Annotated in this window: 29 protein-coding genes; 15 read left to right on the forward strand and 14 right to left on the reverse strand. The window is 58.4% G+C overall.

Translation table 11 applies throughout. The features are described from left to right. The first annotated feature begins 49 nt into the window (after positions 1 to 49). The 3 genes from Q1A34_RS18630 (at position 50) to Q1A34_RS18640 (ending at position 1,313) form a co-directional block, all read left to right on the forward strand. Positions 50 to 457, forward strand: coding sequence for a helix-turn-helix domain-containing protein (locus Q1A34_RS18630; RefSeq protein WP_300037992.1), 408 nt, complete (start codon positions 50 to 52; stop codon positions 455 to 457). Further along, positions 441 to 707 (forward strand): succinate dehydrogenase assembly factor 2, encoded by a 267-nt coding sequence (locus tag Q1A34_RS18635; RefSeq protein ID WP_300037995.1) that lies wholly within the window; start codon positions 441 to 443, stop codon positions 705 to 707. The genes Q1A34_RS18630 and Q1A34_RS18635 overlap by 17 nt, the downstream gene beginning before the upstream one ends. A gap of 153 nt (positions 708 to 860) precedes the next feature. Continuing rightward, entirely contained in the window at positions 861 to 1,313 is a 453-nt protein-coding gene (locus tag Q1A34_RS18640) for a winged helix DNA-binding protein (RefSeq protein ID WP_300038211.1), read from the forward strand. Here Q1A34_RS18640 and Q1A34_RS18645 read toward each other — a convergent pair. The 3 genes from Q1A34_RS18645 to Q1A34_RS18655 are packed head-to-tail and all read right to left on the reverse strand — an operon-like array spanning position 1,307 to position 3,158. Next, positions 1,307 to 2,023, reverse strand: a complete 717-nt coding sequence (locus Q1A34_RS18645) for a DUF1194 domain-containing protein (RefSeq protein WP_300037998.1) — start codon at positions 2,021 to 2,023, stop codon at positions 1,307 to 1,309. The genes Q1A34_RS18640 and Q1A34_RS18645 overlap by 7 nt on opposite strands. Before the next feature lie 2 nt (positions 2,024 to 2,025). Beyond that, positions 2,026 to 2,733, reverse strand: a complete 708-nt coding sequence (locus Q1A34_RS18650) for a DUF1194 domain-containing protein (RefSeq protein WP_300038001.1) — start codon at positions 2,731 to 2,733, stop codon at positions 2,026 to 2,028. Next, on the reverse strand, positions 2,730 to 3,158 hold the full coding sequence (locus tag Q1A34_RS18655; RefSeq protein WP_300038004.1) for a VOC family protein: 429 nt from the start codon (positions 3,156 to 3,158) through the stop codon (positions 2,730 to 2,732). The genes Q1A34_RS18650 and Q1A34_RS18655 overlap by 4 nt, the downstream gene beginning before the upstream one ends. 197 nt (positions 3,159 to 3,355) lie before the next feature. Here Q1A34_RS18655 and Q1A34_RS18660 point away from each other — a divergent pair, with 197 nt between their 5' ends. Continuing rightward, positions 3,356 to 4,180: a thymidylate synthase gene (locus tag Q1A34_RS18660; RefSeq protein ID WP_300038007.1), complete on the forward strand. Its 825-nt coding sequence runs from the start codon at positions 3,356 to 3,358 to the stop codon at positions 4,178 to 4,180. Position 4,181: 1 nt separating this feature from the next. Beyond that, positions 4,182 to 4,667 (forward strand): dihydrofolate reductase, encoded by a 486-nt coding sequence (locus Q1A34_RS18665; protein ID WP_300038010.1) that lies wholly within the window; start codon positions 4,182 to 4,184, stop codon positions 4,665 to 4,667. An 8-nt stretch (positions 4,668 to 4,675) separates the two neighbouring features. Here the strand turns inward: Q1A34_RS18665 and Q1A34_RS18670 are convergent, their stop codons facing one another. Then, positions 4,676 to 5,317 carry a hypothetical protein gene (locus Q1A34_RS18670; protein WP_300038013.1) on the reverse strand — a complete coding sequence of 214 codons (642 nt, stop codon included), beginning with the start codon at positions 5,315 to 5,317 and terminating at the stop codon, positions 4,676 to 4,678. 165 nt (positions 5,318 to 5,482) lie between these two features. Here Q1A34_RS18670 and Q1A34_RS18675 point away from each other — a divergent pair, with 165 nt between their 5' ends. Continuing rightward, positions 5,483 to 6,664, forward strand: coding sequence for a cytochrome P450 (locus tag Q1A34_RS18675; protein ID WP_300038016.1), 1,182 nt, complete (start codon positions 5,483 to 5,485; stop codon positions 6,662 to 6,664). A 151-nt stretch (positions 6,665 to 6,815) separates the two neighbouring features. Here the strand turns inward: Q1A34_RS18675 and Q1A34_RS18680 are convergent, their stop codons facing one another. Continuing rightward, positions 6,816 to 7,022, reverse strand: a complete 207-nt coding sequence (locus Q1A34_RS18680) for a cold-shock protein (RefSeq protein WP_298838868.1) — start codon at positions 7,020 to 7,022, stop codon at positions 6,816 to 6,818. Positions 7,023 to 7,204: 182 nt separating this feature from the next. Here Q1A34_RS18680 and Q1A34_RS18685 point away from each other — a divergent pair, with 182 nt between their 5' ends. Continuing rightward, complete coding sequence (locus tag Q1A34_RS18685) at positions 7,205 to 7,522, forward strand: ArsC/Spx/MgsR family protein (protein WP_300038019.1); 318 nt, start codon at positions 7,205 to 7,207, stop codon at positions 7,520 to 7,522. Positions 7,523 to 7,538: 16 nt separating this feature from the next. On the opposite strand, the gene Q1A34_RS18690 is transcribed toward Q1A34_RS18685, so the two are convergent. The 5 genes from Q1A34_RS18690 to thrS form a co-directional block, all read right to left on the reverse strand. Further along, positions 7,539 to 8,078: a DoxX family protein gene (locus tag Q1A34_RS18690; RefSeq protein WP_300038022.1), complete on the reverse strand. Its 540-nt coding sequence runs from the start codon at positions 8,076 to 8,078 to the stop codon at positions 7,539 to 7,541. Between the two features lie 27 nt (positions 8,079 to 8,105). Continuing rightward, complete coding sequence (locus tag Q1A34_RS18695; protein ID WP_300038025.1) at positions 8,106 to 8,846, reverse strand: DNA-binding domain-containing protein; 741 nt, start codon at positions 8,844 to 8,846, stop codon at positions 8,106 to 8,108. After that, on the reverse strand, positions 8,843 to 9,700 hold the full coding sequence (locus Q1A34_RS18700) for a DUF692 domain-containing protein (protein ID WP_300038028.1): 858 nt from the start codon (positions 9,698 to 9,700) through the stop codon (positions 8,843 to 8,845). Before Q1A34_RS18700 ends, Q1A34_RS18695 begins: the two co-directional genes overlap by 4 nt. Positions 9,701 to 9,788: 88 nt before the next feature. Beyond that, positions 9,789 to 10,094, reverse strand: coding sequence for a DUF2282 domain-containing protein (locus Q1A34_RS18705; protein WP_300038031.1), 306 nt, complete (start codon positions 10,092 to 10,094; stop codon positions 9,789 to 9,791). A gap of 205 nt (positions 10,095 to 10,299) precedes the next feature. After that, positions 10,300 to 12,246, reverse strand: coding sequence for a threonine--tRNA ligase (thrS, locus tag Q1A34_RS18710; RefSeq protein WP_300038034.1), 1,947 nt, complete (start codon positions 12,244 to 12,246; stop codon positions 10,300 to 10,302). A gap of 203 nt (positions 12,247 to 12,449) precedes the next feature. On the opposite strand from thrS, the gene Q1A34_RS18715 reads away from it, so the two are divergent. Beyond that, a complete protein-coding gene (locus tag Q1A34_RS18715; RefSeq protein ID WP_300038037.1) occupies positions 12,450 to 12,695 on the forward strand; it encodes a hypothetical protein in 246 nt (81 codons plus the stop codon). A gap of 21 nt (positions 12,696 to 12,716) precedes the next feature. Here Q1A34_RS18715 and Q1A34_RS18720 read toward each other — a convergent pair whose 3' ends face one another. Together Q1A34_RS18720 and Q1A34_RS18725 are read right to left on the reverse strand one after the other, a co-directional pair. Continuing rightward, positions 12,717 to 13,133: an MAPEG family protein gene (locus Q1A34_RS18720; RefSeq protein ID WP_300038039.1), complete on the reverse strand. Its 417-nt coding sequence runs from the start codon at positions 13,131 to 13,133 to the stop codon at positions 12,717 to 12,719. A gap of 1 nt (position 13,134) precedes the next feature. Then, the gene (locus Q1A34_RS18725) at positions 13,135 to 13,890 is read right to left on the reverse strand and encodes a metalloregulator ArsR/SmtB family transcription factor (protein ID WP_300038042.1); all 756 of its coding nucleotides are present in this window, start codon (positions 13,888 to 13,890) and stop codon (positions 13,135 to 13,137) included. A 108-nt stretch (positions 13,891 to 13,998) separates the two neighbouring features. Between Q1A34_RS18725 and Q1A34_RS18730 the strand changes: the two genes are divergently transcribed. The 4 genes from Q1A34_RS18730 to Q1A34_RS18745 all read left to right on the forward strand — a co-directional run bounded on the left by Q1A34_RS18730 (position 13,999) and on the right by Q1A34_RS18745 (position 16,965). Further along, positions 13,999 to 14,757, forward strand: a complete 759-nt coding sequence (locus tag Q1A34_RS18730; RefSeq protein WP_300038044.1) for an alpha/beta hydrolase — start codon at positions 13,999 to 14,001, stop codon at positions 14,755 to 14,757. Continuing rightward, positions 14,758 to 15,183: a VOC family protein gene (locus Q1A34_RS18735; protein WP_300038047.1), complete on the forward strand. Its 426-nt coding sequence runs from the start codon at positions 14,758 to 14,760 to the stop codon at positions 15,181 to 15,183. It abuts the gene before it with no gap. Between the two features lie 17 nt (positions 15,184 to 15,200). Further along, positions 15,201 to 15,815 (forward strand): hypothetical protein, encoded by a 615-nt coding sequence (locus tag Q1A34_RS18740; protein ID WP_300038214.1) that lies wholly within the window; start codon positions 15,201 to 15,203, stop codon positions 15,813 to 15,815. Positions 15,816 to 16,254: 439 nt separating this feature from the next. After that, positions 16,255 to 16,965 carry an alpha/beta fold hydrolase gene (locus Q1A34_RS18745; RefSeq protein ID WP_300038052.1) on the forward strand — a complete coding sequence of 237 codons (711 nt, stop codon included), beginning with the start codon at positions 16,255 to 16,257 and terminating at the stop codon, positions 16,963 to 16,965. A 5-nt stretch (positions 16,966 to 16,970) separates the two neighbouring features. Here the strand turns inward: Q1A34_RS18745 and phaZ are convergent, their stop codons facing one another. Further along, positions 16,971 to 18,251, reverse strand: coding sequence for a polyhydroxyalkanoate depolymerase (gene phaZ / locus Q1A34_RS18750; protein WP_300038055.1), 1,281 nt, complete (start codon positions 18,249 to 18,251; stop codon positions 16,971 to 16,973). A gap of 105 nt (positions 18,252 to 18,356) precedes the next feature. Here phaZ and phaC point away from each other — a divergent pair, with 105 nt between their 5' ends. The 3 genes from phaC to phaR all read left to right on the forward strand — a co-directional run bounded on the left by phaC (position 18,357) and on the right by phaR (position 21,449). Beyond that, positions 18,357 to 20,162 (forward strand): class I poly(R)-hydroxyalkanoic acid synthase, encoded by a 1,806-nt coding sequence (gene phaC, locus Q1A34_RS18755; protein ID WP_300038058.1) that lies wholly within the window; start codon positions 18,357 to 18,359, stop codon positions 20,160 to 20,162. 134 nt (positions 20,163 to 20,296) lie between these two features. Continuing rightward, complete coding sequence (locus Q1A34_RS18760) at positions 20,297 to 20,740, forward strand: phasin family protein (protein ID WP_300038061.1); 444 nt, start codon at positions 20,297 to 20,299, stop codon at positions 20,738 to 20,740. A gap of 136 nt (positions 20,741 to 20,876) precedes the next feature. Beyond that, on the forward strand, positions 20,877 to 21,449 hold the full coding sequence (gene phaR, locus Q1A34_RS18765; protein ID WP_300038064.1) for a polyhydroxyalkanoate synthesis repressor PhaR: 573 nt from the start codon (positions 20,877 to 20,879) through the stop codon (positions 21,447 to 21,449). Positions 21,450 to 21,458: 9 nt separating this feature from the next. Here the strand turns inward: phaR and Q1A34_RS18770 are convergent, their stop codons facing one another. After that, positions 21,459 to 22,649, reverse strand: a complete 1,191-nt coding sequence (locus Q1A34_RS18770; protein WP_300038066.1) for an aminotransferase class I/II-fold pyridoxal phosphate-dependent enzyme — start codon at positions 22,647 to 22,649, stop codon at positions 21,459 to 21,461. Positions 22,650 to 22,724: the final 75 nt, after the last annotated feature.

A 22,724-nucleotide genomic window follows, 5' to 3' on the forward strand; every position in this document is an offset into this window, starting at 1 on the left:
GGGGAGACCCTGATGTATCAAGCGCGTTAACGGACAAGGAGACTTTGGAATGAACGATTTCCAGGACTGGTATGGCCCGGACACTGCAACTTTCGGCGACCGCGTGGCCGCAGCGCGTGAAGCGGCAGGCATGAACCAGAGCGAGCTGGCACGCCGGCTGGGCGTCCGTGTCGCTACCCTGCGCGCCTGGGAAGATGACCTGAGCGAGCCGCGTGCGAACCGGCTGTCGATGATGGCGGGTCTGCTGAATGTCTCAATGATGTGGCTGATCAATGGCGAGGGCGTTGGACTGGATGCGCCGGGTGCAGAGACCGAACTGCCTGCCGGGTCACATGACATCCTGAACGAGATCCGCGATCTGCGTGCCGATATGCTGTCACGTGTCGAGCAGCTGGGGCGTCTGGAAAAGAAACTGCGGCAGGCGATGTTGACGGAAACCCATGACCGAATTGCATGAACACCGCATCAAACGTCTGAAAATGCGGTCGATGAGACGCGGCATCAAAGAAATGGATCTGATCCTGCAGCGCTTTGCGGAAAGCAGCCTGGACACCATGGATGACGCCGGGCTGTCCCTCTACGACGCGTTGCTGAGCGAGAATGATCATGATCTTTATCAATGGGTTACAGGCCAGACGGACGTGCCCGGGCCTTATGCGGATCTGATCACCCGAATCTCGGATCAGATGTCAGAAGGCCCCGCCTGAAACACACCGCGCGATAGTTTTTCAGACTTTTAACGAAATATTGGCGTTTCCATCTCAATTTCTGTGCAAATCAGAATGAATCGGAGCGTGTGTATGAGTGTTCAGGATCAGATCCCAACAAACCTGCCATCGGGCAGTCAGAGTCATGGGTTCATGATCAGTTATCTGGAAGCATTGTCGCTGGTGGAGCGTCTTCACCGGTTGCTGCTGGATGTGATCAAAGACGAGTTTGAGCGGGTAGGCGTGCTTGAGATCAACGCGGTTCAGGCGCTGTTGCTGTTCAACATCGGCGACAATGAGGTAACCGCTGGCGAACTGAAGAGCCGCGGATATTACCAGGGCAGCAATGTCAGCTACAACCTCAAGAAGCTGGTTGAAATGGGCTACATGCACCACCAGCGCTGCGAGATTGACCGCCGTTCGGTACGGGTGAAGCTGACGGATAAGGGCCGCAAAATCCGCGACGTGGTCTCAACGCTCTTTTTGCGCCATGCAGAGGGCTTGGAGGACAAGGGTGTTCTGGGGCCTGCCGGTATCGACGATATCACCGCTTCTCTCAAGCGGATGGAGCGTTACTGGTCGGATCAGATCCGCTACATCTACTGAAGTGCACTGATCGCCGGACCGTCAAGCTCGCGCTTCAGCTTGAGGGTCATGGCTTCGGCATAGGCCTCAAAGCCCACAGCCGTCTGCACAAAAGCATCCGGGCCGGTAATGACCTCGGCCCGGAAGTACGACGACAACTCCCCCAGTTCTACCTGACGGCGGTCGCCGGAAGCCGGTGCATCAGCACCGATCACCAGCGCATTCACCGTGATACCCAGTGATGATACAGCGCTTTTGACATCCCTTGGTCTCGGCCCGAGGTTGGATTTCCCATCACCTGAAATGTCCAGTGTTCGTTTCCAGCAGGTTTTTTTCTGCTCCAGGTAGTCCCGGCCTCTGAGCACGGCTGTTCCAAGGGCGGTGCCGGGTGTGCTGGCCCGCCGCTCGACACGGGAAAGGGTCACACTGACCTGGTGGAGGTCATCAACGGTTCTGATATCTGTCCAGGGCACCAGCAGAACCTGATCTTCCGGCCCGCTCCATTCGTAGACCAGTATGCTGACGGGCGCGGATGGCGTTGAAAGCAGCAGCGATACGATTTCCGCGTCGTTGAGCGCTGTCACAAGCCCGTCCAGTTGAAGACGGTATTCCCTGAGATCGACGGAGCCGGAAACATCAAGCCCCAGTGCCAGTGCCTGACGGCATTGGGCGCTCACGGCCTGCGGCAGCACAACAAGGGCCAGAAGAGCCGCATTCTGCCAGGCCCGCACAGTCATCCTCCCGTGGCGGGGAGCGGGCCCGCTCCGATGACTGGCGGTGTGACTTCCCGTTCCAGCTTGCGCCGCATGGCGCGCTCATAGTCGTCAAACCCCTGCGCTATCTCGATAAAAGCGCCGGGACCATGCAGCACTTCGGCTTTGTAAAAGGCGATCAGCCCTGTCTCGGCCTCGAAATCCGCACCGTTTACGACCAGCCCGTTCACGGTCACGCCGTCAAATGGAAAGGCATTATAGGCCTGTTGTGGACCAAACCCTTCGTTGTTCTGCCCGTCGCCGGCAATGTCGATCGTGCGGTAAAGACAGTCCGGACCCCGTTCCAGCAGGCCAGCCCCATAGCCAAGCGCATAGCCCATGGCTGTCGGAAAATCGTTATGACTGCGCTTGCTTTGTGCAATGCGTTCTGCCGCACCGGTCAGTTTTGACGGGCTGTCTATCAGCGTCCAGTCGAGCAGGATTTCCTGATTGTAGCGCCCGGACCACTCAAACACCGCCAGAGCAACCGGCAGGTCGCTGGAAAAGAAGGCCCGGATGACTTCCGGTGCTGTCAGCGCGGCAACCAGCCCGCCGCGCTGTAACGTGTCCTCGGCTGCATCAACCGAGCTCGACACATCCATCGCCATAACCAGCGCCAGGCGGCAGTCTGCCGCCTGTGCACAGACACCTGACAGCAACAGCGCGCCGGTCAGAGCGGTCCGGATCACCAATGTCCGGTGTTTTCCATACTTGCCCATGGCTCTGCCGGGGCCAGACTGTCGCCTTCCTGGAGCAGTTCAATGGAAATGTTGTCGGGCGAGCGCACGAAAGCCATATGTCCATCCCGGGGGGGGCGGTTGATGGTGACCCCGTTGTCCATCAGATGCTGGCACAGCTCGTAAATGTTTCCGACCCGATAGGCCAGGTGCCCGAAGTGGCGACTGTCAGACGGCAGCTCATCATCTCCATCCCAGTTGTATGTGAGTTCGACCGGACATTCTTCCTGTCCCGGAGGCGCCATAAAAACAAGTGTGAACCGGCCGCCTTCGCTGTCGTGCCGGCGCGTTTCCTCAAGCCCGAGCAGTTTGTAAAAGGCAATCGAAGCCTCCAGGTCTTTGACCCGGACCATTGTGTGCAGATATTTCAGCGTCATAGCAGCCTTCCTGTTTATTCGCGGTTGTGCAGCGGAACCTAACACGCAGCGCCAGGGTTGCCACCCGGTTCAGTGGCCTGGCGATCACAAGCCGATGAGCCGGCGGTGGATACCCGGTTTCGCCGCTGTTGCGTCCCCCGGATATTGAGTTAATTGTGGTCGCATAAAGCAACGCGGATGGCGGCAGGGAGAAACAGGTGAAGCAGTATCACGACGCTTTGCGTACCGTTCTGGACAAAGGAACACCCTCATCAGACCGCACAGGTACCGGAACGCTCTCTTATTTTGGCATGCAGTGCCGGTACCCTCTGAGCGAGGGATTCCCGCTGGTCACCACCAAAAAACTGCACCTGCGATCCATTGTGCATGAATTGCTCTGGTTTCTCTCCGGCGATACAAACATCGGCTATCTCAAGGAAAACGGCGTTTCGATCTGGGACGAATGGGCAGATGAAAATGGTGATCTGGGGCCGGTTTACGGTCATCAGTGGCGGCATTTTCCAAAGATCTCCAAAAGCGACGACGCCGAAGCGCGTCTGCTGATCGGGGAAGTCGACCAGATCAGCACGCTGGTCGAGGCCATCCGGAAAACACCGGACAGCAGGCGGCTGATTGTGTCGGCCTGGAACCCGGGAGAAGTGGACCAGATGGCGTTGCCACCCTGCCACACGCTCTGGCAGGTCCGGATTATCGGCGGAAAACTGCACCTGCAGCTTTATCAGCGTTCTGCGGATATGTTCCTGGGGGTGCCGTTCAACATTGCGTCTTATGCGCTGTTGCAGGTCATGCTGGCACATGTGACCGGATATGAAGCGGGCGATTTTGTGCACACAATGGGTGATGCGCACATCTATTCGAACCATATGACCCAGGTGAACGAACAGCTGCAGCGCGAACCCCGCGCACTTCCGCAGTTGCGCCTGAAACGGGACGTCAGCTCCATTTTTGATTTCCGGTTCGAGGACTTTGAATTCGAAGGATATGATCCGTTGCCCGCAATCAAAGCCCCGGTGGCGGTGTGATGTGCTGACACTGATTGTCGCCCGCGCCATAAACGGGGCCATCGGGAAAAACAATGAAATCCCATGGCATGCGCCAGAGGATCTGAAGCTGTTTCAGCGTGAGACGCTGGGTGGTGCGCTGATCATGGGCCGCAATACCTGGGACAGTCTGCCGGTGCGGCCGCTGCCAAGGCGGCTGAACTGCATCATTTCCCGCGATACCAGCCTTGCAGACATGGTGCGCGCGGACCCGGTCACGGCTGTCCGCGACTGTTACGAGGCGGGATACACGCGGATCTACGGGGCTGGTGGTCAGCAGATATACGCCCAGCTGATGCCACTGGCGGACCGGTTACTGATCACAGAAGTGGACCTGGTGATTGACAGCCCCGACGCGGTTTTCCCGGCGTTTGAGCCCACTGAATGGACAGAAATCAGGCGTCAGACTGTTCGCCCCGCGGACCCGGCCTGTGCAGTGCGTGAACTGGTCCGTGTCAGACCGGGCTGAGACGGTGATCAGCGGCAGCGTTTTTTGAGTTTTCCGTTTTTGCGAAAGCAGGACGGGTCATGCTGACTGTTCGCCCACGCGCCGTTTTCCGCCGTGTTCGGTTCGGTTTCCGGCTTGTCTGCAGAGCTTTTGCCCGAAGGCTCAGCGGGTGCCTCGTCTTTGGGCTTTTTCTCTGCGGTCTGCGCTTCCTGCTGCTTTTCCGCTGCGGCGGGCGCTTCTGTTTTTTCCGAAGAATTATCGTCAGCGGGCTGCTGCCCTGTGTCAGTTTTATCAGTATCATCATTAGATGCAGCCGGCGGTGTGCTGCCGCTTGTATTGGTCTGACCGCCGCCTGAGGCCGGGGCTGAATTGCCACCAGTGTCTGAGGGGCGACGCGGGGGCACTGCCGGTGCCGTGCTGCGCGCGCCGGAAGACCGGCGCTCCTGTATCATCGAAGGCGATTTGCTGGCCAGAACGTCATTGCCGACATCTGTGGCGAGGTCCGTCGCGCCGGCGGATGTGATTTCCAGAACGCCAACGGCCAGGCTGGCCACGAGGGCTGTTACCACGACAAAATCTGACGTGGCCGCGCCGCTCTGGCATCTGGTAAAGGCGCGGGCCCGGAAAAAGGGTCGCGACCGGGTGAAACAGGAAAAACTGGTGAAAATCATCGGAAAAAACCCTGATTACTCATTACAAACTTGTCTAAAACCCGGTCTATCTGTCTCACGTGGCCCAAAATGGATATCAATTGGGCCATTTCGCGGTTCTTTTCAGCGCGGTCCGTGGCCAGGGGCAACAATTGACAGCGCGCATTCTGTTGGCAGAGTAAGGCGATGTTCAGTCTGACAGACCTTCCTGCCGGTTTTCATGATGATCCGGGCCCGCACTATGATGCGTTGCTGGCAGAGACACCTGTCTGCGCCCAGTCCGACGGATCATTTGTGGTGTCACGGCATGCCGATCTGACCGCAATATACCGCGACACTGAGCGCTTTATCTCGGACAAGCGCGCAGTCTTTGAGCCAAAGTTCGGTGCTGCGTCTCCACTTTTCGAACACCATACAACCAGCCTGGTGTTCAATGACCCGCCGCTGCATACGCGGGTGAGACGGATCATGTCAGCGTCTTTGACGCCGCGGGCGCTGCACCGGCTGGAGCCCGCACTGATCGACACAGTAGACAGGCTCATCGCAGGCTTGCCCGAGCATCCGGATATGATCCGCGATTTTGCCTCCCGTATCCCGGTGGAGGTGATTGGCAACCTGCTTGACGTGCCGCATGACGAACGCGAACCTCTGCGGGAATGGTCACTTGCTATTCTGGGGGCGCTGGAACCGGTCCTGGGTGCCGATGAGGAAGCGGCAGGAAATGCAGCTGTGGTGGCTTTTTCGGAATATCTGGCAGACCTGATTGCCAGGCGCAGGCGTCAGCCCGGCGATCCGGACACGGATGTGCTCACACGGCTGATTGCGGGTGACGCTGACGGGGCCTTGTCGCAGACCGAACTGATCCACAACTGCATCTTCATTCTGAATGCAGGGCATGAAACCACGACCAATCTTATCGGCAGTGCGCTGGCTCTGCTTTGCGATCACCCTGATCAGCGATCTGCACTGGCAGACAATCCTGCGCTGGCGGATACGGCAACAGAAGAGATTCTGCGGTTGCGTTCGCCCAACCAGTTTGGCAACCGGCTCGCGGTTCAGGACGCAATGATTGCGGGTGAGCACATCCCGGCAGGCTCAAACCTGCATCTTTGTATTGGTGCCGCGAACCGTGACGGCACAGTATTCGATAACCCGGGCGTCTTTGACATTACCCGCCGACCCAATCGCCATCTGGCTTTCGGGGGCGGTCCGCATGTCTGTATCGGGCTGACGCTGGCGCGCCTGGAGGCCAGGATTGCGGTGACACGGTTTGTCGCTGCCTGGCCGCAGTACCGCATAACCCGGCGGACCGAGGCCGGACGCGTGCGGTTTCGCGGGTACTCGGAGCTCTATGTTATCCCGGAATGAGTGGGTCGACCGGACAGCCGTGCGGTGCTGCGCAACAGGCGGTGTCACCTGAACAGGGCGGAAAACAGTACTGCTCCCGTGCATTGCGGGTTGCAGGTCCGGCGTAATTGCCGCGCTCCAATGCGGGCCGCTCTGCTGCGGCCCGGGAAAATCAGAGGAGTTTCAGGTCGCTGGCCATCTGACGCCCGTCGCGTCCTTCGGTCAGCTCAAAGCTTACTTTCTGATCATCTGCAAGACCGGTCAGTCCCGATCTCTCAACGGCGGAAATATGGACAAAAACGTCCGAACCGCCTTCTTCGGGGGCTATAAAACCATAACCCTTGGTTGTATTAAACCATTTCACGGTGCCAGTAGGCATTGTTCCGTGCCTCCTTTCCACTTTCGCAGCGCCGGTTTTATGGCGCAGCTTCTTCAGGGTCAGGTGTTGCATTGTTGCCTGTCCCACCCACTAGACATTGCTCATTCCGTCTGAAAATCAAGGGAAAGCCCCTGGAACCCCCGGGGATCACGGATATCTTACTGTCTGAGCGAGGATAATTTATGCACATTTACGGGCTGAAAAACTGCGATACCTGCCGCAAAGCGATCAGAGCCTTGCCGGCGGCGACCCTGATTGATGTGCGCGCGGAGGGCATCCCGGCATCGCTTCTGAAGCGCGCGCTGGCGCAGTTCGGCGATGCGCTGCTGAACACACGGTCAACGACCTGGCGTTCGCTGAACGAACAGGAACGGGCTACTGCCCCCCTTGAACTGATCAGGGAGCATCCGGCACTGATGAAACGCCCGCTGATTGACACGGGCGATGCGCTTTATCTGGGGTGGACGCGTGACACTCAGACAGCCCTCGGCGTGACGTAACGCGTGACCCGGGGTATCAGGTCTGACGCCGCAGCGCTGCATCCAGCGACAACGGACCCGCGCCCTTGATCACCAGTACCAACAGGACAAATACCCAAAAGGCGCGCTGATCGAGAATCACGCCGTCAGGGAACCGGTCAAACCATGCTCCCAGTGTTTCCTTATGCGCCAGACCGCCGTGGCCCAGTAGGTCGGTGAGCGACTGGACGACCACAAACCCGATCATTCCCAGCGCTGACAGTCGGGTCAGCAGGCCGATGACGATCAGTGCGGGCAGGATAAACTCGGCCCATGTCCCGGCGACGACAACGGCCCAGTGAAAGCCGGACAACTGGGTCACGTCGTATGTGACGGCTTCCATCGCTTTTGGGAAAATCTGTGCATAGGCGCCGACTGACGGGGAGAACAACCCGGCGAAACCCTCACCCAGTTTTGTCATGCCGGACACCCAGAAATAAAACAGCAGTGTCGCCGCAAAGATCAGGCGTGCCAGAGTAGACAGCAGCCAGTCTGCGCAGGAAAGGCGTTCGGTCAGGGAGTTGTAGAGGGAAATCATCGGTCAGTCCTTTGTTCGGGCCTTGGGTCAGAGCGCGGCAAACGCCTGTGTTGAAAGTGCAAGCGAGAGCGTGGCGGCAAGATCGAAAGAGGGTGTGTTTTCTGTTGCGATTGTCTGTGCTTGGGACAGCGACGCATTGTCTGAAAGCGCTCGGAACCACTCAGCACCACCCGGCGGAAGCAGATGGGGCAGGGGGTCAAAGTCAGGCCGCGTGATCAATACATCCTGTGCGCCGGGCGCCGGTTTGGGCGCATTTTCCACATTGTTGAACCGCCACAGGTCAAAAAGTGGCCAGGAGGAGCGCAGCACGCGCGTGGAAGGCGCAGGGTGCAGGTGCATCGCCATGAGCGTATCGGGACCTGTTTGCAAAGCCTCAGGGGCAAGCGGTGTTGCATCGGCGGCGTGGTAGGATTGTCTCAGGGCCAGATCGAGGCGCGCGCAGTCAGCGAGATAGCCGAGGTGCGCCAGCGGTTCGCAACCGGCTACAAAATCCGGAAAGCTGTCGCCATAGAACATCATCAGCGGAGAAACCGGAGGGTGACTGCGCACATATAGCCCCGCGACCTGATCAAACGCCGTTTTGCCAATCAGTTTCCGGACAAGTGGAAAGGCCGTCGCCAGCGCCTCTGTCAGCGAGTGAACGACATTGTTGCGATAGACAGAAAACCGCGCGCCTGCAGGTCCTGAACTGGCATCCTGCAGCCCGGCGGGCACTGCGCGCTGTGGATCAAGGAGCGCTGTGCGAAATTCTGTCTGCGAAACGGTCATTGGCCTGCCGGTTGCAGGGCCTGTGCCGCCCGGACGGCCTCTGCCCTCAGGGCGGGCCACAGGGGTACATCATTGTCCCATTCCACAAGAACCGGGCGCGGGCCGGATGTGGCCAGTGTCAGCGACAGCAGCGACCACACCGGATCTGCGACAGGTTTCCCGTGACTGTCTATCAGCAGCGGCGCGCCGTTGTCGTCTGCGTCTTCGTCGTGCCCGCCAACATGGATTTCGCCAACGGCATCCAGAGGAAAGGCGTCGATGTAATCCTGCGGTGAATACCCAAGATTTGTGGCGGAAATGAACACGTTGTTCACATCCAGCAGCAGGCCACAACCGGTGCGGCGCACCAGTTCGGTCAGAAAATCAGTTTCTGACCACGTACTTTCGGCAAAGGCGAGGTAGCTGGACGGGTTTTCCAGAAGCATCCTGCGGCCCAGCGTGTCCTGAACCTGCGAGATATGTGCCGCAACGCGCGTCAGCGTGTCGTTGGTATAGGGCAGTGGCAGCAGATCGTTGAGAAACTCGGCGCCGTGGGTGGACCAGGCGAGATGTTCGGAAAAACTGGCGGGCTGCAGCCATTCGACAAGCTTTTTCAGACGATCGAGGTGATCCCTGTCCAGTGCGCCTTCACCACCGATGCTGAGACCGACGCCATGCACGGAAACTGCAAACTGCTCTGACAGCGCACGCAGCTGCGCGAGAGGGCGGCCACCGTCGCCCATGTAGTTTTCCGCATGGACTTCGATCCAGGACACGGGCCCGGGATCCTGCATCAGTTCTGAGAAATGCTGGGGTTTGTAGCCGACGCCGGGCCCATCGGGCAGGCGGTCAAAACGGGAAGAATTGTCCAGCATCTGTCGCTCCGGTCTGTTCGGTCGGCCTGGGCTGAAATAAGGTGTTCAGGCGGCGCGCGGCCGCCTGAAGTAATCGTTGGCCTGTGGCTTATGCCGGCAGGTCGCGGCTCAGCTCTTCGAGCGAGCCTTCACGGGGTGTGCCATCTGCCATGGCAGGCAGTTCAATCTCGGCGCATGTGCCGGCATCAACCAGTGTCCAGGCATTGCCCTGATAGTCGACTGTGGACGTGCCCGCGCATGTTGTGCCCGGTCCGGCTGCACAGTCGTTGGCACCGGCAAGCGAAACGCCATAGCATTTTTCTTTTGCGGCGGCTTCGGCAGTTGTGGTGGACTGACCGACGAGCGCTGCGGCGACGGCACCTGCGATTGCAACGGATTTCATTGTATTCGACATGTGTACATTCCCTTGTTACCGGCCAACGTGGCCTGTTGTGAGCATAACCTAGTTTTTGGGCCGCCAGGTTACCATTCACGAGCCTGTGTGTCACATCACCGTTAGCAAGGGATTAGCAAATATCGGCGCTGGCAGCGGAACAGGCGTGTTTTGTTACAATCGGGACACGAATGCAGCTGAAAACCGCCTGCTCCTGCCTTAAATGTTACAACAGATCGGGGGGCGTCGCGTCCCGTCCCAGCGCAATTGTTACATCTGTGAGCGGCTCAACTCGTGTCTGTTTCTCGCCGAGGCGGCGCACCGTCACTGTCCGTTCCTCAACCTCGCGGGCACCCACGGCCAGAATAACGGGCACTTTGCCAACTGAGTGTTCGCGCACTTTGTAGTTGATCTTTTCATTGCGGACATCGGCTTCGGCGCGCACCCCTGCTGCTTTCAGTTCTGCAACGATCTCGTGCACGTAGTCGTCGGCGTCAGAGATGATCGAGGCCACCACAACCTGCCGCGGCGCCAGCCAGAACGGCAGTTTGCCCGCGGAGTTCTCGATCAGGATGCCAATAAACCGCTCAAAAGAGCCAAGGCAGGCGCGGTGCAGCATATAGGGGCGATGTTTCGCACCGTCCTCGCCGACATATGTCGCGTCCAGCCGTTCCGGCAGATTGGGGTCCACCTGGAAGGTGCCACACTGCCATTCGCGGCCAATCGCGTCGGTCAGTTTGAAATCGAGTTTCGGGCCGTAAAACGCGCCTTCGCCTGCATCCAGGGTATAGGGATGCCCGGTTGCCTTGATCGCGTTTTCCAGGGCGGCCTCGACATGATCCCAGCTTTCTTCGGATCCGACACGCTTTTCGGGGCGGGTCGCAAACATGATCTCAAAGCTCTCAAAACCGAGATCTTTGTAGACAGACGACAGATAGTTGATGAAGCTGGCGCATTCCGCCTCAATCTGGTCTTCGCGGCAAAAGATGTGACCATCGTCCTGGGTAAAGCCACGGACCCGCATGATCCCATGCAGCGCGCCCGAAGGCTCATAGCGGTTGCAGGAGCCGAACTCGGCCATACGCAGGGGCAGATCGCGATAGGATTTCAGGCCCTGGTTGAAGATCTGCACGTGGCAGGGGCAGTTCATTGGTTTCAGCGCGTTAATCGCCTTTTCGCGCGCATGCTCTTCGTCCACTTCGACGATGAACATATGCTCCTGGTATTTGTCCCAGTGTCCGGATTCTACCCACAGCTTGCGGTCCACGACCTGGGGTGTGTTCACCTCGACATAGCCGGCGGCGCGTTGCTTGCGGCGCATATAGTCCTGCAGGGTGGTATAGATAGACCAGCCGTTGGGGTGCCAGAAGACCTGCCCGGGGGCTTCCTCCTGCATGTGGTACAGATCCATCTCGCGGCCCAGTTTGCGGTGATCGCGCTTGGCGGCCTCTTCCAGCATGTTCAGGTGCGCGCGCAGTTTTTCCTTGCCGGTAAAGGCCACGCCGTAGATGCGTTGCAGCATGGCGCGGTCGCTGTCGCCGCGCCAGTAGGCACCGGCAATCGACATCAGCTTGAAAGCATCACCCGGCACCTGCCCGGTGTGTTGCAGGTGCGGGCCGCGACACAGATCCTGCCAGTCGCCGTGCCAGTACATGCGCAGCGGTTCGTCCCCGGGGATCGCGTCGATCAGTTCGACCTTGTAGGGCTCGTTATTGTCTTCATAGAACTGCACGGCCCGCGCCCGGTCCCAGACCTCGGTGCGCACGGGGTCACGTTTGTTGATGATCTCTTTCATCTTCTTTTCGATCAGGCCGAGATCTTCGGGGGTGAAGGGCTCGGCGCGGTCAAAGTCGTAGTACCAGCCGTCTTTGATGACCGGGCCAATGGTGACTTTGGTGTCCGGCCAGATTTCCTGAACAGCGCGCGCCATGATGTGCGCCAGGTCGTGGCGGACAAGCTCGTTTGCCTGTTCTTCATCCTGCATGGTGTGGATTGCGATGCTCGCATCTGCCTCGATGGGCCAGGCCAGATCATAATGCGCCCCGTTCACGGTCGCACTGATCGCCTTTTTGCGCAGTGAGGTCGAGATACTGGCAGCGACATCGCCTGCAGAGACGCCCGCGTCATATTCGCGTGCATTGCCGTCGGGAAAAGTAAGGGAGATCTGGGCCATCGGGGGCACTCCTCGTCGGTTTGGCGCCTACGAGACGCCCGGTTGCGGGTTATGGTGCCGCGCTCATCGCCTTGCGCGCGTCGGCTGTCAAGGATGAATGGCAGCCAGACCGCCATTGTATACCCAAGAATACGTTGACTGCGACATTTCCCGTGTTAAATCCGACATACCGGCGCACCGCCACAGCCACCGAGGGGAACCAGATGCCACGCTATAACAAATCGTTCGATCTGAGCATTCATGACGTGGATCTGATTGAAGAGGCCCTGCGTGCCCGTGGCCGCGAGCTGTGCCGTATGCGCCGCGCGCTGTCCGAAGAAAACCCCGCCGATCTGCAATCAGTCGGGGTGATTGAGGCCGACCAGCGCGAAAATGAAGAGCTGCTGGGCCGTCTTCACAACCAGAAGATATTTTACCGCCCCGGCGCGTCACCCTACGTAGGCGGGTAACCGCACCGGATGCGGGCGGGCTCAGCCCATCCAGGCGGCCCCTGCCATCACCAGACAGCACAGCCATCCCACAGTGAAAAGCAGGGGCCGGACCGGCATCCGCGCTTTGCCTGAGATCATCCCGACGGCATGTGCGATGCGCAGCCAGAAAAAGACGATGGCGGTCCAGAGCGTGACGGCCGAATAGGCGTCCACACGATCCACGATCAGCACCAGAACGGCAAATGGCAGGAGTTGCTCCAGCAGGTTCAGATGTGCGCGGTGCGCCCGGTGCACCCATTCCGGAAACCCTTCCAGCGATGGCGGTCGAGCAAAGCTGTCCACGCCGGTCTGCGGGTGTTTGTTGACCCCGATGATGTAGGGGATCCACAGTGACGCGGCGATAATACACAGCATAACAACGATCCCGAGTTCGGTTGAAAGCGCCGGATTGTCCATCTCATGCCTCCTCGCTGTGCGAGAATTTCACGGCACGGCCGGTCTCGAGCCATGTCTTCAGCCCTGCAAGCGTACGGTGCCAGCCATCTGCGACCCCTTCCTGACCGGCAGGAATGTCGTAGTGCTCGACCGTCAGCAGGCAATTATCGCCCTGTGGGTCGATCATGTAGACAAAACGTGACGCTTCCAGCGGTACATCCGGTCCGGCCCAGTGCGGCTCGAAGGTGCTCTCGATGCGCGTTTTGGGGGTCAGCTTCGTTTCCGTCAGCACAAGCATGAGGTTCTTATCCGGCATGCGGAACACCAGTTTGTTGCCATCGCGTTCGCAGCTTCCGGCAACAAAGTTGTAGGCTGCATTGGCGTCCGGATCGGTCAGCGCGTGCCACAGGGCGTCCTGTGTGCAGTTGATATAGGTTTGCATCATAAAATCGGGTTTGGTCATCTTCCGTGGTCCTTCGAGTTGGGTTTTAAGGTCAATCACCGCTCGTGCCGCCGGTTGTTCGAGCAGGGGCCCGATCCAGCGGTCTGTCGCTTCCTGCAGGGGCAGGGCGTTGATGTAGTGGTACTTAAACCGGCCTTTCTTATGGGTAACGACGAGCCGGGCCTCTTCGAGCACGCCCAGATGCTTCATCACGCCAAAACGCGACATGTCGAACTGCTCCGTCAGGTCCTGCAGGCTCTGACCGGGTCTGGCGCGCAGGCTGTCGAGCAGCTGTCTGCGGGCAGGGTCGGCCAGAGCTTTGAAAATCGAATCCATACATTCTTATAGGTTACTAAACAGTCACGTGACAATATAGTAACGTAAAAAATCCGGTTGCGGCGGCTCTCTGCGCCGTCGCATGATCTGCCGCAAATGGAGGTGTCTATGCCTGACCCACAGATTTTCGCGAGCCCGGCCGGACGCAGACTGGCTTATCATCACCACGCCGGCGAAGGCCCCTGCATTGTTTTTCTGGGCGGGCTTAAATCCGATATGGAAGGCACCAAAGCCCTGCATCTCGAAGACTGGGCACGGTCTGCAGGGCGGGCCTTTCTGCGGTTTGACTATTCCGGGCATGGTCGGTCTTCGGGCACTTTTGAGGAGGGGTGTATCGGAGACTGGGCACAGGACACTTTCGACATCCTGTCGGAAGTTGTCAGGGGCACCGTGCTACCTGTGGGGTCCTCCATGGGGGGGTGGCAGGCGCTTTTGCTGGCCCGCCGGATGCCCGAAAGGATTGTTGGCATGGTCACGATCGCCGCCGCACCGGACTTTACAGAAGACGGCTACTGGGCGTCGTTCACAGATGCACAGAAAGAGGATCTGGCCCGCGATGGGCGGATCGAAATCCCGTCGGACTACATGGAGCCCTATGTGATCACCGGACGCATGATTTCGGACGGGCGCGATCAGCTCGTTCTGAGATCCGCACTGGAACTTCCGTTTCCGGTGCGGTGTTTGCAGGGCACGGCTGATACCGCCGTAAGTACACAGACCGCTGTTCGGCTGCTCGAGCATGCAACCTGCCCTGACATGCGGCTGATGCTGGTCAAGGACGCGGATCATCGGTTTTCCGACGGCCCTTGTCTGGGTCTCATTGAAAGTGCAGTCACCGAGGTTCTGAACGCGGCGGGAAATCACTGAATGGAACAGCGCGTCAGTCTGATCACGCTTGCGGCCCGGGATATACCCGCGCTTGCAGAGTTCTACGAACGACTTGGCTGGCGCCGCACGCAAAGCCCGGACGGGGTGATCGCTTTTGATCTGACAGGGCAGACCCTCGGTCTTTATCCCGTGGAAAAACTGGCTGACGATATTGGCATTGACCCTGCCGGAATTGGGCAGGGAGCAATCACCCTCGCGCATAACGTCCGGCACAAAGAAAATGTCGCGGAGGTGCTCGGCCAGGCAGAGGCCGCAGGCGGGCGGCTTCTGAAACCAGCGCAGGATGTATTCTGGGGCGGTCATCACGGCTATTTCGCCGACCCTGAAGGGCATATCTGGGAAGTGGCCTTTAATCCTTTCTCTCCCCTGCGCGAGGACGGTGCCTTTCGCTGGAACGGGTACTGATGCGCCGCCCGCGCAGCATGTGGAGCCTTGAGACCCTTGGGCGCGTCAGGCTGTCAAAACACTTCTACATGCGGGATTTTCTGTATTCCGAGATCGGCAGTTTTCATCAGATCCGAAATATTCCGGACGACCCGGATCTCGCAATCGCCAACGGTCGCGCCCTGTGCGAGACGCTGCTTGATCCGTTAGAAGAAACATTTGGGCGGATCGCCATCCGTTCCGGGTACAGGTCGGCCGATCTCAACCGCTATGGGAACGAGAACCGGCTGAATTGCGCGCGCAACGACAACCCGCTTGAATGCCATATCTGGGATCGCGACAGCGGCCAGCAGGCCATCGCGGGCACGTCTCTGGTCATCCCCTGGTTTGCAGATCAATACGACCGGGGCAGGGACTGGCGCGACCTGGCCTGGTGGGTGCATGATCATCTGCCCTATTCCGAGATGTGGTTTTTCCCGAAACTCGCGGCCTTCAATCTCGTCTGGCGACCGCGGCCGCACCGGACCATATCAAGCTACATTGCGCCGCGGGGTATGCTGCTGCGTGCAGGCGACGCGCCCGTGGAAACACAGGAGCAACGGCAGGCGAGGTATATCGATTTTCCACAATTCCGAGGCATAAAGTTTCCCTGAAACGCATCGGTTTAGTGCGATTTGGACTGCCAGGCCTCAGGATCAGATGGTTTTGCGGATTCTGGGATATCGCCCCGCAGTGTGGTCGGTCTCAGGGGGAGGATATGTGATGTGGCCTCGGGCCCGAGCGGCCCCGGCACACTGCTGGCACTGCCCCGGTCAATCCCGTGCGGATGGTCTTTGTCGCATCCAGCGCGAGGCAACGCCTGTTTTGCGCATTGACGCGCTGACAGCCGGTGGTTTTGAGGCAGTGTCTGAGCTTCTTGATCTGCGGCGTCATCCCGATCTCCGCTGGGATCAAATCCGGCGCTGAAAGCTTGCCGAAATGCATTGTGCCCCTTGCGGACACACGTTCTGCGGGTAGACTCCTGGAAAAGAGTTTTGTTCAGGCGTCGGCGAATGATGCATAAGCAGTGTTATTGGAACGGTGGTATCCCGGATGCCTGAAGCGCTTGTGCTGTTGCCAGGGATGATGTGCGACGCACGGCTGTTCGGGCCGCAGATCGCAGAGCTTTCTTCTGAGATACCTGTTATGACCGCTCCGATCACAGGGGGCGAGCGGATCGAGGAAATCGCGTCTGGCCTGCTTGACCAGCTGCCGCAGCGGTTTGCGCTGGCCGGGTTGAGTATGGGCGGCATTGTTGCGATGGAACTGCTGCGCCGGGCACCGGACAGGATCACCCGCGTCGCCCTGATGGACACAAACCCACTGGCAGAAACACCGCAGGTTGCTGCCGACCGTGAACCACAGATTGTTGCAGCGCGCGCGGGCCGGATGCTCGACGTGATGCGCGAGGAAATGAAACCAAAATATCTGGCGCCGGGTCCGCACCGGAAGGCGGTTCTCGATCTGGTTCTGGACATGGCGCGCGCGCTGGGGCCAGAGGTGTTTGTCCGGCAGTCACGGGCGCTGCAGCGACGGCGTGACCAGCAGAAAACCCTGCGTCAGTGCAAAGTGCCGGCCTTGATCATGTGTGGCGCGCATGACGTACTGTGCCCGGTCAAAAGGCATGAATTTATGTCTGAACTGATGCCTTCTGCGACCCTGAGGGTGCTGGAGAATTCCGGACACCTGCCGCCGTTGGAGCAACCAGCAGAGACCACGCAGGCCCTGCGGGACTGGATGGCGATGCCGCTGGTTCTCAGGTAGCCCTGTCAGGCAGCGGAATTTTTGTTGGCCGGTTTGCGGGTCTTTTTGGCCGGGGCATCCGCATTCGCATCGATAAAGTCGAGCACAAGGGGACGGATGTTCCGGCGCCAGCTTTTGCCTGCAAAGATGCCGTAATGCCCTGCGCCCTCTTCCAGATGGCTGGCCTTTTTGTGATCAGGCAGTCCGGTACACAGATCGAGCGCTGCGACGCACTGACCCGGCGCGGAGATATCGTCTTTTGACCCCTCGACGGTTTTTACGGCGACGGTTGTGATCTTGCCGATGTCGACCCGTTTGCCAGCCACCGTGAACTCGTTCCTGGCGATCTCACCGTTCTTGAAGATGCGCTCGACGGTCGACAGATAGAACTCGGCCGTCATATCCATGACTGCGAGGTATTCGTCGTAAAACTTGTTGTGCTTGTCGTGCTCTGCAGCTTCGCCGCGTGCGACCCGGCCGATCTGGTCGGTAAAGGCACGCGAGTGTGTTTCGAGGTTCATCGTGATAAAGGAATTCAGCTGCAGCAAGCCTGGGTAGACCATACGCCCGACGCCGGGATACTTAAAGCCGACGCGCTGGATCATCAGCTCTTCAAGCTGGCCCATTGTGACACGGTGTCCGAAATCAGTAACGTCTGTGGGTGTGGCGTTCGGATCAATCGGCCCACCGATCAGCGTCAGGCTGCGCGGCTGTGCCTTGGGGTCTTCTTCGGCCAGATATGCGGTCGCGGCGAGTGTCAGCGGGGCGGGCTGACACACTGCAATCACATGCGTGTCCGGGCCGAGCTCTTTCATGAAATCGACGAGATAGAGGGTGTAATCCTCAATATCGAACTTGCCGGCGCTGACCGGAATATCGCGCGCATTGTGCCAGTCGGTAATGTAAAGATCAGCATCGGGCAGCAGGCTGATGACGGTCGAGCGCAGCAATGTTGCGTAGTGACCCGACATCGGCGCAACAAGCAGAACCTTACGTTTGGGAACAGGCCGTCCGGGTACGACAAAATGCAGCAGATCGCCAAAGTCGCGTTCAATTATCGCCTCGGTTGTGACAACGTGATCCTGCCCGTCATCGCTGGGCACTGGCGGGATATTCCAGTCGGGTTTCACAATCATGCGCTGGAACGTCCGTTCCGTGACCTCGCCCCAGGCGCGGGTCCAGGCAATGGCCGGATTTGGCAGGAGAGAAAATGCAGGATAGGATGCCATTGCAAGGGCGGAAGCACCGAGCCACTGGTTGGTGTTTCGGATGGTTTCCATCAGGTCGTACGTGGCCATATAGCGCATAGGGGTATCCTTCAATAATTCGGGCGCACCAGACAGACAGCCGCCCCGCCCCCTGAAAGCCAACGACTTTATGCTGCAGGTGCATCATATGTGGGAAAGAATAATATGACAACCAAAACCGAAGATCCTGCTCTGCCCGCCGGAGAAACGCTGGAACGTATGACGATGAACCTCAAAAAAGTTGAGGAGCTTTCGGAACGGCTGCACCGCGTAATGACCTCACGTCAGGGACATAATCCGGCTCTGGATGCTCCGGGCCATGATCTTTTCGGCCGGGCAGCCCAGTCCTGGTGGAGCGAGGCTGTGCATAACCCGGCCAAGGTGCTTGAGCATCAGATGTCGTACTGGTCGGACACGATGAAGCACTTTGTGCAGGCGCAGCAAACACTCGCTAAAGGCAAACTGAGCGCGCCTGAAGATCCGGGCCCGTCGGACCGCCGCTTTACAAATCCGCTGTGGGACACACACCCCTACTTCAACTTTGTCAAACAGCAGTATCTGATCAATGCCGAAGCCCTGACCCGCGCGGTGGACGAAATGGGCGATCTGGAGCCGCTGGAAAAAAACCGGCTGACTTACTTTGCCCGGCAGATCGTCGATATGATGTCGCCCACCAACTTTCTGGCGACCAACCCGGATGCGCTGGAACGCGCGATCGAAACGGAGGGCCAGAGCCTGGTGCAGGGACTGGAAAACCTGATCCATGATCTGGAGGCAAACAATGGCGAACTCGTCGTGAAACTCGCCGATGAAGATGCCTTTGAGCTGGGTCGCAACATCGCCACCACGCCCGGCAGTGTCGTGTACCGCAACCGGATGATGGAACTGATCCAGTATGCCCCGACCACCGATGAGGTCTGCAAGACCCCGCTGGTGATATTCCCGCCCTGGATCAACAAGTACTACATTCTGGACCTCAAGGCGCAGAACAGCATGGTCAAATGGCTCACCGACCAAGGGTATTCAGTATTCATGGTGTCCTGGATAAACCCGGACCCGACCTATGCCGACATCGGGCTAGAGGACTACATTGAGGACGGCTATCTGGCGGCCATCCGTGAAGTCCGGGAAATCACCGGCGAAAAACAGGTCAACGCCGTTGGCTATTGCATTGCAGGCACAACGCTGTCGCTCACGCTGTCGCTGTTGAAACAGCGCGGCGACAAGTCCGTGAAGTCCGCGACCCTGTTTACCGCGCTCACCGATTTTTCGGATCAGGGCGAGTTCACGCCTTTCCTGACGGATGATTTTATCGATGGTATCGAAGAGGAAATTGCTGACAAGGGCGTTCTGCCTTCTGTGATCATGGCGCGGACGTTCTCATTCCTGCGCAGCAACGACCTGATTTATACGCCGGCCATCAAAAGCTACATGATGGGAGAAACGCCACCTGCCTTTGATCTGCTGTACTGGAACGGAGACGGGGCGAACCTGCCGGGCAAAATGGCACGGCAATACCTGCGGGGCCTGTGTCAGCGCAACGAACTGGCCGAAGGTGGATTTGAACTTCTGGGACACCGGCTGAAGCTTTCGGATGTCACCGTGCCGCTCTGTGCGATCGCCTGCGAGACGGACCATATTGCCGCGTGGAAAGACAGCTATCGCGGGGTTCAGCAGATGGGGTCAAAAGATAAGACCTTTATCGTAACCCAGTCGGGACATATCGCCGGGATTGTTAATCCGCCGTCCCGCAAAAAGTATGGCCACTATACCAACCCCGATCTGAGCCTTGATCACACAGACTGGCTTGAAGATGCTGATTTCAACGAAGGCTCGTGGTGGCCGCGCTGGGAAGCATGGCTCAAAAAGCGGTCGGGCAAGCAGATTCCCGCACGTATTCCGGGAGATTCGAGCCATCCTGTTTTGTGCGAAGCACCGGGAACCTATGTCGCTGGCAAGGCAACCCTCTGAATGAAATAGGGTTTTCCTGCTATTCAGATTTATGCTGCACCGCAGAAAAAAGACTTGCAATGCTGCAGTGCAGCACGTATATAGCTTTCAGACGCAAACGGGATGGTCCCGCGAAGCGATGAAAGGATACTGAAATGGCTAAGACAGCAGACATGAATGCAATGTTTAAAGACGTTATGGGCTCTTTCCCCGTGGACACATCCGCAATGGAAGACGCTTTCAAAACAACTGCGACCCTGAACGAGAAACTCTCCGGCGTTGCTCTGACAGCTGCAGAGAAATCCACAGAGATTTCCAGCAAATGGGCACAGGACACATTCGCCAAACTGGCCGAAATGTCCAAAGCGAAATCCGAGCCTGCAGACTATGCAAAAGCGGTAACAGACTTTGCTTCCGCATATTCGGAAACAGCTGCTGAGCACATGGCCGCTTTCGCTGAAGTTGCGAAGAAAGCCCAGATGGACACAGTCGAGCTGATGATGGCAGCTGGAAAAGACATGAGCGAAGACGCAACTGCGGCCGTCAAAAAAGCGACAAACGAAGCGACAGCAGCCGTGAAAAAAGCGTCTGCCAAGTAAGACGACACACAGTTTTGCGCCGACTCCTCCCTGAAAAGGCGCAATATTATGGGGCGGGCTCTCATCAGCCCGCCCTTTCTTTTTGCAAAACAGTAGCCTAAGCTGCAATGCAGCACTGATGTCGGGGAGAAGGCCTGTGGCGGAAAAAAACCAACCATTGCTGATCAAGCGGTATGCGAGCCGCAGGCTGTACAATACCGAGACCAGTGACTACGTGACGCTTGAGGATATCGCGGGATTTATCCGCGAAGGACGCGAAGTTCAGATCGTTGATCTCAAGTCTGGTGACGATCTGACACGTCAATACCTGCTCCAGATCATTGCAGAACACGAAAGCCGCGGCGAAAGCGTGCTGCCGGTGGACGTGCTGAACGATCTTGTGCGCAGTTATATGACCCCGGGTGGCAGTGTTGTGCCTCAGTTCCTGCAAGCCTCATTCGAGATGCTGCGCGACGGTCAGAGCCAGATGATGGACAAAATGAACGCCATGAACCCGATGGCCAAAATGCCCGGTTTTGAGCTGATGCAGGCGCAGCAACAGGCCTTTATGAAGGCAATGACAGGTGGGCTGGGCGGTGGCGCAGCCGGATGGAGTGGTCAGACCCCGCAGGAGGGGGCTGGCGACAGCCCCGGCGCGGAGGGTGAAGACCTGGACGCGATCAAAAAGCAGCTCGCGGAACTGCAGGAAAAACTGTCCCGCCTCAAGTAACACCGGCCGTCAGGCAACAGCAGCCTTTTGCGGGCCGGTCACTTTTTTCATGGCGTCCATCAACACGGTTGTGACCGCATCCAGTTCCGCGTGGTTCAGCCGCACCGGCAGTCGCACATCGCAGGCCCGCATGAGCATTGCTCTGGTCCGGGGAAGCTCTGGCAGATCCTCGATAAACTGCCAGTTCCAGAAAGCGCGTGCATTGTCGGTGCTTTGACCAAACACCTGCACTTTGACCCCCGCATCGCGTGCCGCACGCGCGAAGGCCGCGACAGTGTCTGTGTCGAGCTCAAGGATGTTGAACTGAATGCTGTCCGGGGCGCGCTCTTCTCCGCGCAGCGGGTCAGGCACGTCAAAGTACCGCGTCGCGTTCAACCGCGCTGCCACATAGTCGTGGTTTCGGCGTCCGTCGGCAACTCGCCGGGGCAGGGCCTCCAGCTGTGGTCGGATCAGCGCCGCTGACATGTTGCTGAGCCGCAGGTTGTAAAGCGGCAGACGGTTCTGCCATTTGGCAAATGCCTCGTGCAGCACGGGATGCTTTTGCCAGTTATGCTCGTAAGCGCCGGACATGATGATCGCGCGGGCAACAAGATCGGCGTCATCGGTAATCAGGATGCCCCCTTCGCCCGCGTTAACCATTTTGTAGGACTGGAAGGAAAAACAGCCCACCCGGCCGATCGTGCCGATTTTCTGGCCGCGCCATGTGGTCCCCAGTGAATGTGCAGCGTCTTCGATAACAGGGACATTCGCGGCCGCACAAAGTGCCATAATGGCATCCATATCGGACGTGTGTCCGCGCATGTGACTGATGATTACCGCCTCTGTGCCCTGATCAAGCTTTGCAGAGAAATCGGTGATATCAATGCGGTAGTCTTCCCCGACCTCACACAGAACAGGCTTGCAGCCTGCGTGGATCACGGCTGAGGGCACGGCGGCAAAGGTAAATCCGGGGATCAGCACGCGCGCGTTATCCGGCAGATCAAGTGCTTTGAGCGACAGAAAAAGAGCGGCCGAGCACGAGGAAACCGCCAAAGCAAACCGGCTGCCCATCATCTCGGCGAACTCGGCTTCCAGTAAAGAGACGGGCGCATCCCGTTCAGCGGTATACCGGAAGAGATCACCGGACTGTAAAAGGCGCTCGATTTCACTGCGCGCGGTGTCCGGAATGGGCTCGGCGGCGTGCATATCTGGAAGTTGCATATTCAGATTTCCAAAAGTTAACTTTTTGAAATACTAAATCAAAGAAATTCCCGTTCCAAGTGAATCTTTTGTAAC

Source organism: uncultured Roseobacter sp., assembly GCF_947491795.1.
Classification (GTDB): domain Bacteria; phylum Pseudomonadota; class Alphaproteobacteria; order Rhodobacterales; family Rhodobacteraceae; genus Roseobacter.

What these genes read in the sequence shown, in the direction of transcription:
- Q1A34_RS18690 (WP_300038022.1), bottom strand. Translation starts at nt 8,078, where the DNA reads ATGATTTCCCTCTACAACTCCCTGACCGAACGCCTTTCCTGCGCAGAC.
- Q1A34_RS18760 (WP_300038061.1), top strand. Translation starts at nt 20,297, where the DNA reads ATGGCTAAGACAGCAGACATGAATGCAATGTTTAAAGACGTTATGGGC.
- Q1A34_RS18705 (WP_300038031.1), bottom strand. Translation starts at nt 10,094, where the DNA reads ATGTCGAATACAATGAAATCCGTTGCAATCGCAGGTGCCGTCGCCGCA.
- Q1A34_RS18715 (WP_300038037.1), top strand. Translation starts at nt 12,450, where the DNA reads ATGCCACGCTATAACAAATCGTTCGATCTGAGCATTCATGACGTGGAT.
- Q1A34_RS18655 (WP_300038004.1), bottom strand. Translation starts at nt 3,158, where the DNA reads ATGACGCTGAAATATCTGCACACAATGGTCCGGGTCAAAGACCTGGAG.
- Q1A34_RS18685 (WP_300038019.1), top strand. Translation starts at nt 7,205, where the DNA reads ATGCACATTTACGGGCTGAAAAACTGCGATACCTGCCGCAAAGCGATC.
- Q1A34_RS18630 (WP_300037992.1), top strand. Translation starts at nt 50, where the DNA reads ATGAACGATTTCCAGGACTGGTATGGCCCGGACACTGCAACTTTCGGC.
- Q1A34_RS18730 (WP_300038044.1), top strand. Translation starts at nt 13,999, where the DNA reads ATGCCTGACCCACAGATTTTCGCGAGCCCGGCCGGACGCAGACTGGCT.
- Q1A34_RS18725 (WP_300038042.1), bottom strand. Translation starts at nt 13,890, where the DNA reads ATGGATTCGATTTTCAAAGCTCTGGCCGACCCTGCCCGCAGACAGCTG.
- Q1A34_RS18695 (WP_300038025.1), bottom strand. Translation starts at nt 8,846, where the DNA reads ATGACCGTTTCGCAGACAGAATTTCGCACAGCGCTCCTTGATCCACAG.
- Q1A34_RS18680 (WP_298838868.1), bottom strand. Translation starts at nt 7,022, where the DNA reads ATGCCTACTGGCACCGTGAAATGGTTTAATACAACCAAGGGTTATGGT.
- phaZ (WP_300038055.1), bottom strand. Translation starts at nt 18,251, where the DNA reads ATGCGCTATATGGCCACGTACGACCTGATGGAAACCATCCGAAACACC.
- phaC (WP_300038058.1), top strand. Translation starts at nt 18,357, where the DNA reads ATGACAACCAAAACCGAAGATCCTGCTCTGCCCGCCGGAGAAACGCTG.
- Q1A34_RS18635 (WP_300037995.1), top strand. Translation starts at nt 441, where the DNA reads ATGACCGAATTGCATGAACACCGCATCAAACGTCTGAAAATGCGGTCG.
- Q1A34_RS18745 (WP_300038052.1), top strand. Translation starts at nt 16,255, where the DNA reads ATGCCTGAAGCGCTTGTGCTGTTGCCAGGGATGATGTGCGACGCACGG.
- Q1A34_RS18740 (WP_300038214.1), top strand. Translation starts at nt 15,201, where the DNA reads ATGTGGAGCCTTGAGACCCTTGGGCGCGTCAGGCTGTCAAAACACTTC.
- Q1A34_RS18640 (WP_300038211.1), top strand. Translation starts at nt 861, where the DNA reads ATGATCAGTTATCTGGAAGCATTGTCGCTGGTGGAGCGTCTTCACCGG.
- Q1A34_RS18700 (WP_300038028.1), bottom strand. Translation starts at nt 9,700, where the DNA reads ATGCTGGACAATTCTTCCCGTTTTGACCGCCTGCCCGATGGGCCCGGC.
- Q1A34_RS18720 (WP_300038039.1), bottom strand. Translation starts at nt 13,133, where the DNA reads ATGGACAATCCGGCGCTTTCAACCGAACTCGGGATCGTTGTTATGCTG.
- thrS (WP_300038034.1), bottom strand. Translation starts at nt 12,246, where the DNA reads ATGGCCCAGATCTCCCTTACTTTTCCCGACGGCAATGCACGCGAATAT.
- Q1A34_RS18735 (WP_300038047.1), top strand. Translation starts at nt 14,758, where the DNA reads ATGGAACAGCGCGTCAGTCTGATCACGCTTGCGGCCCGGGATATACCC.
- Q1A34_RS18675 (WP_300038016.1), top strand. Translation starts at nt 5,483, where the DNA reads ATGTTCAGTCTGACAGACCTTCCTGCCGGTTTTCATGATGATCCGGGC.
- Q1A34_RS18670 (WP_300038013.1), bottom strand. Translation starts at nt 5,317, where the DNA reads ATGATTTTCACCAGTTTTTCCTGTTTCACCCGGTCGCGACCCTTTTTC.
- Q1A34_RS18770 (WP_300038066.1), bottom strand. Translation starts at nt 22,649, where the DNA reads ATGCAACTTCCAGATATGCACGCCGCCGAGCCCATTCCGGACACCGCG.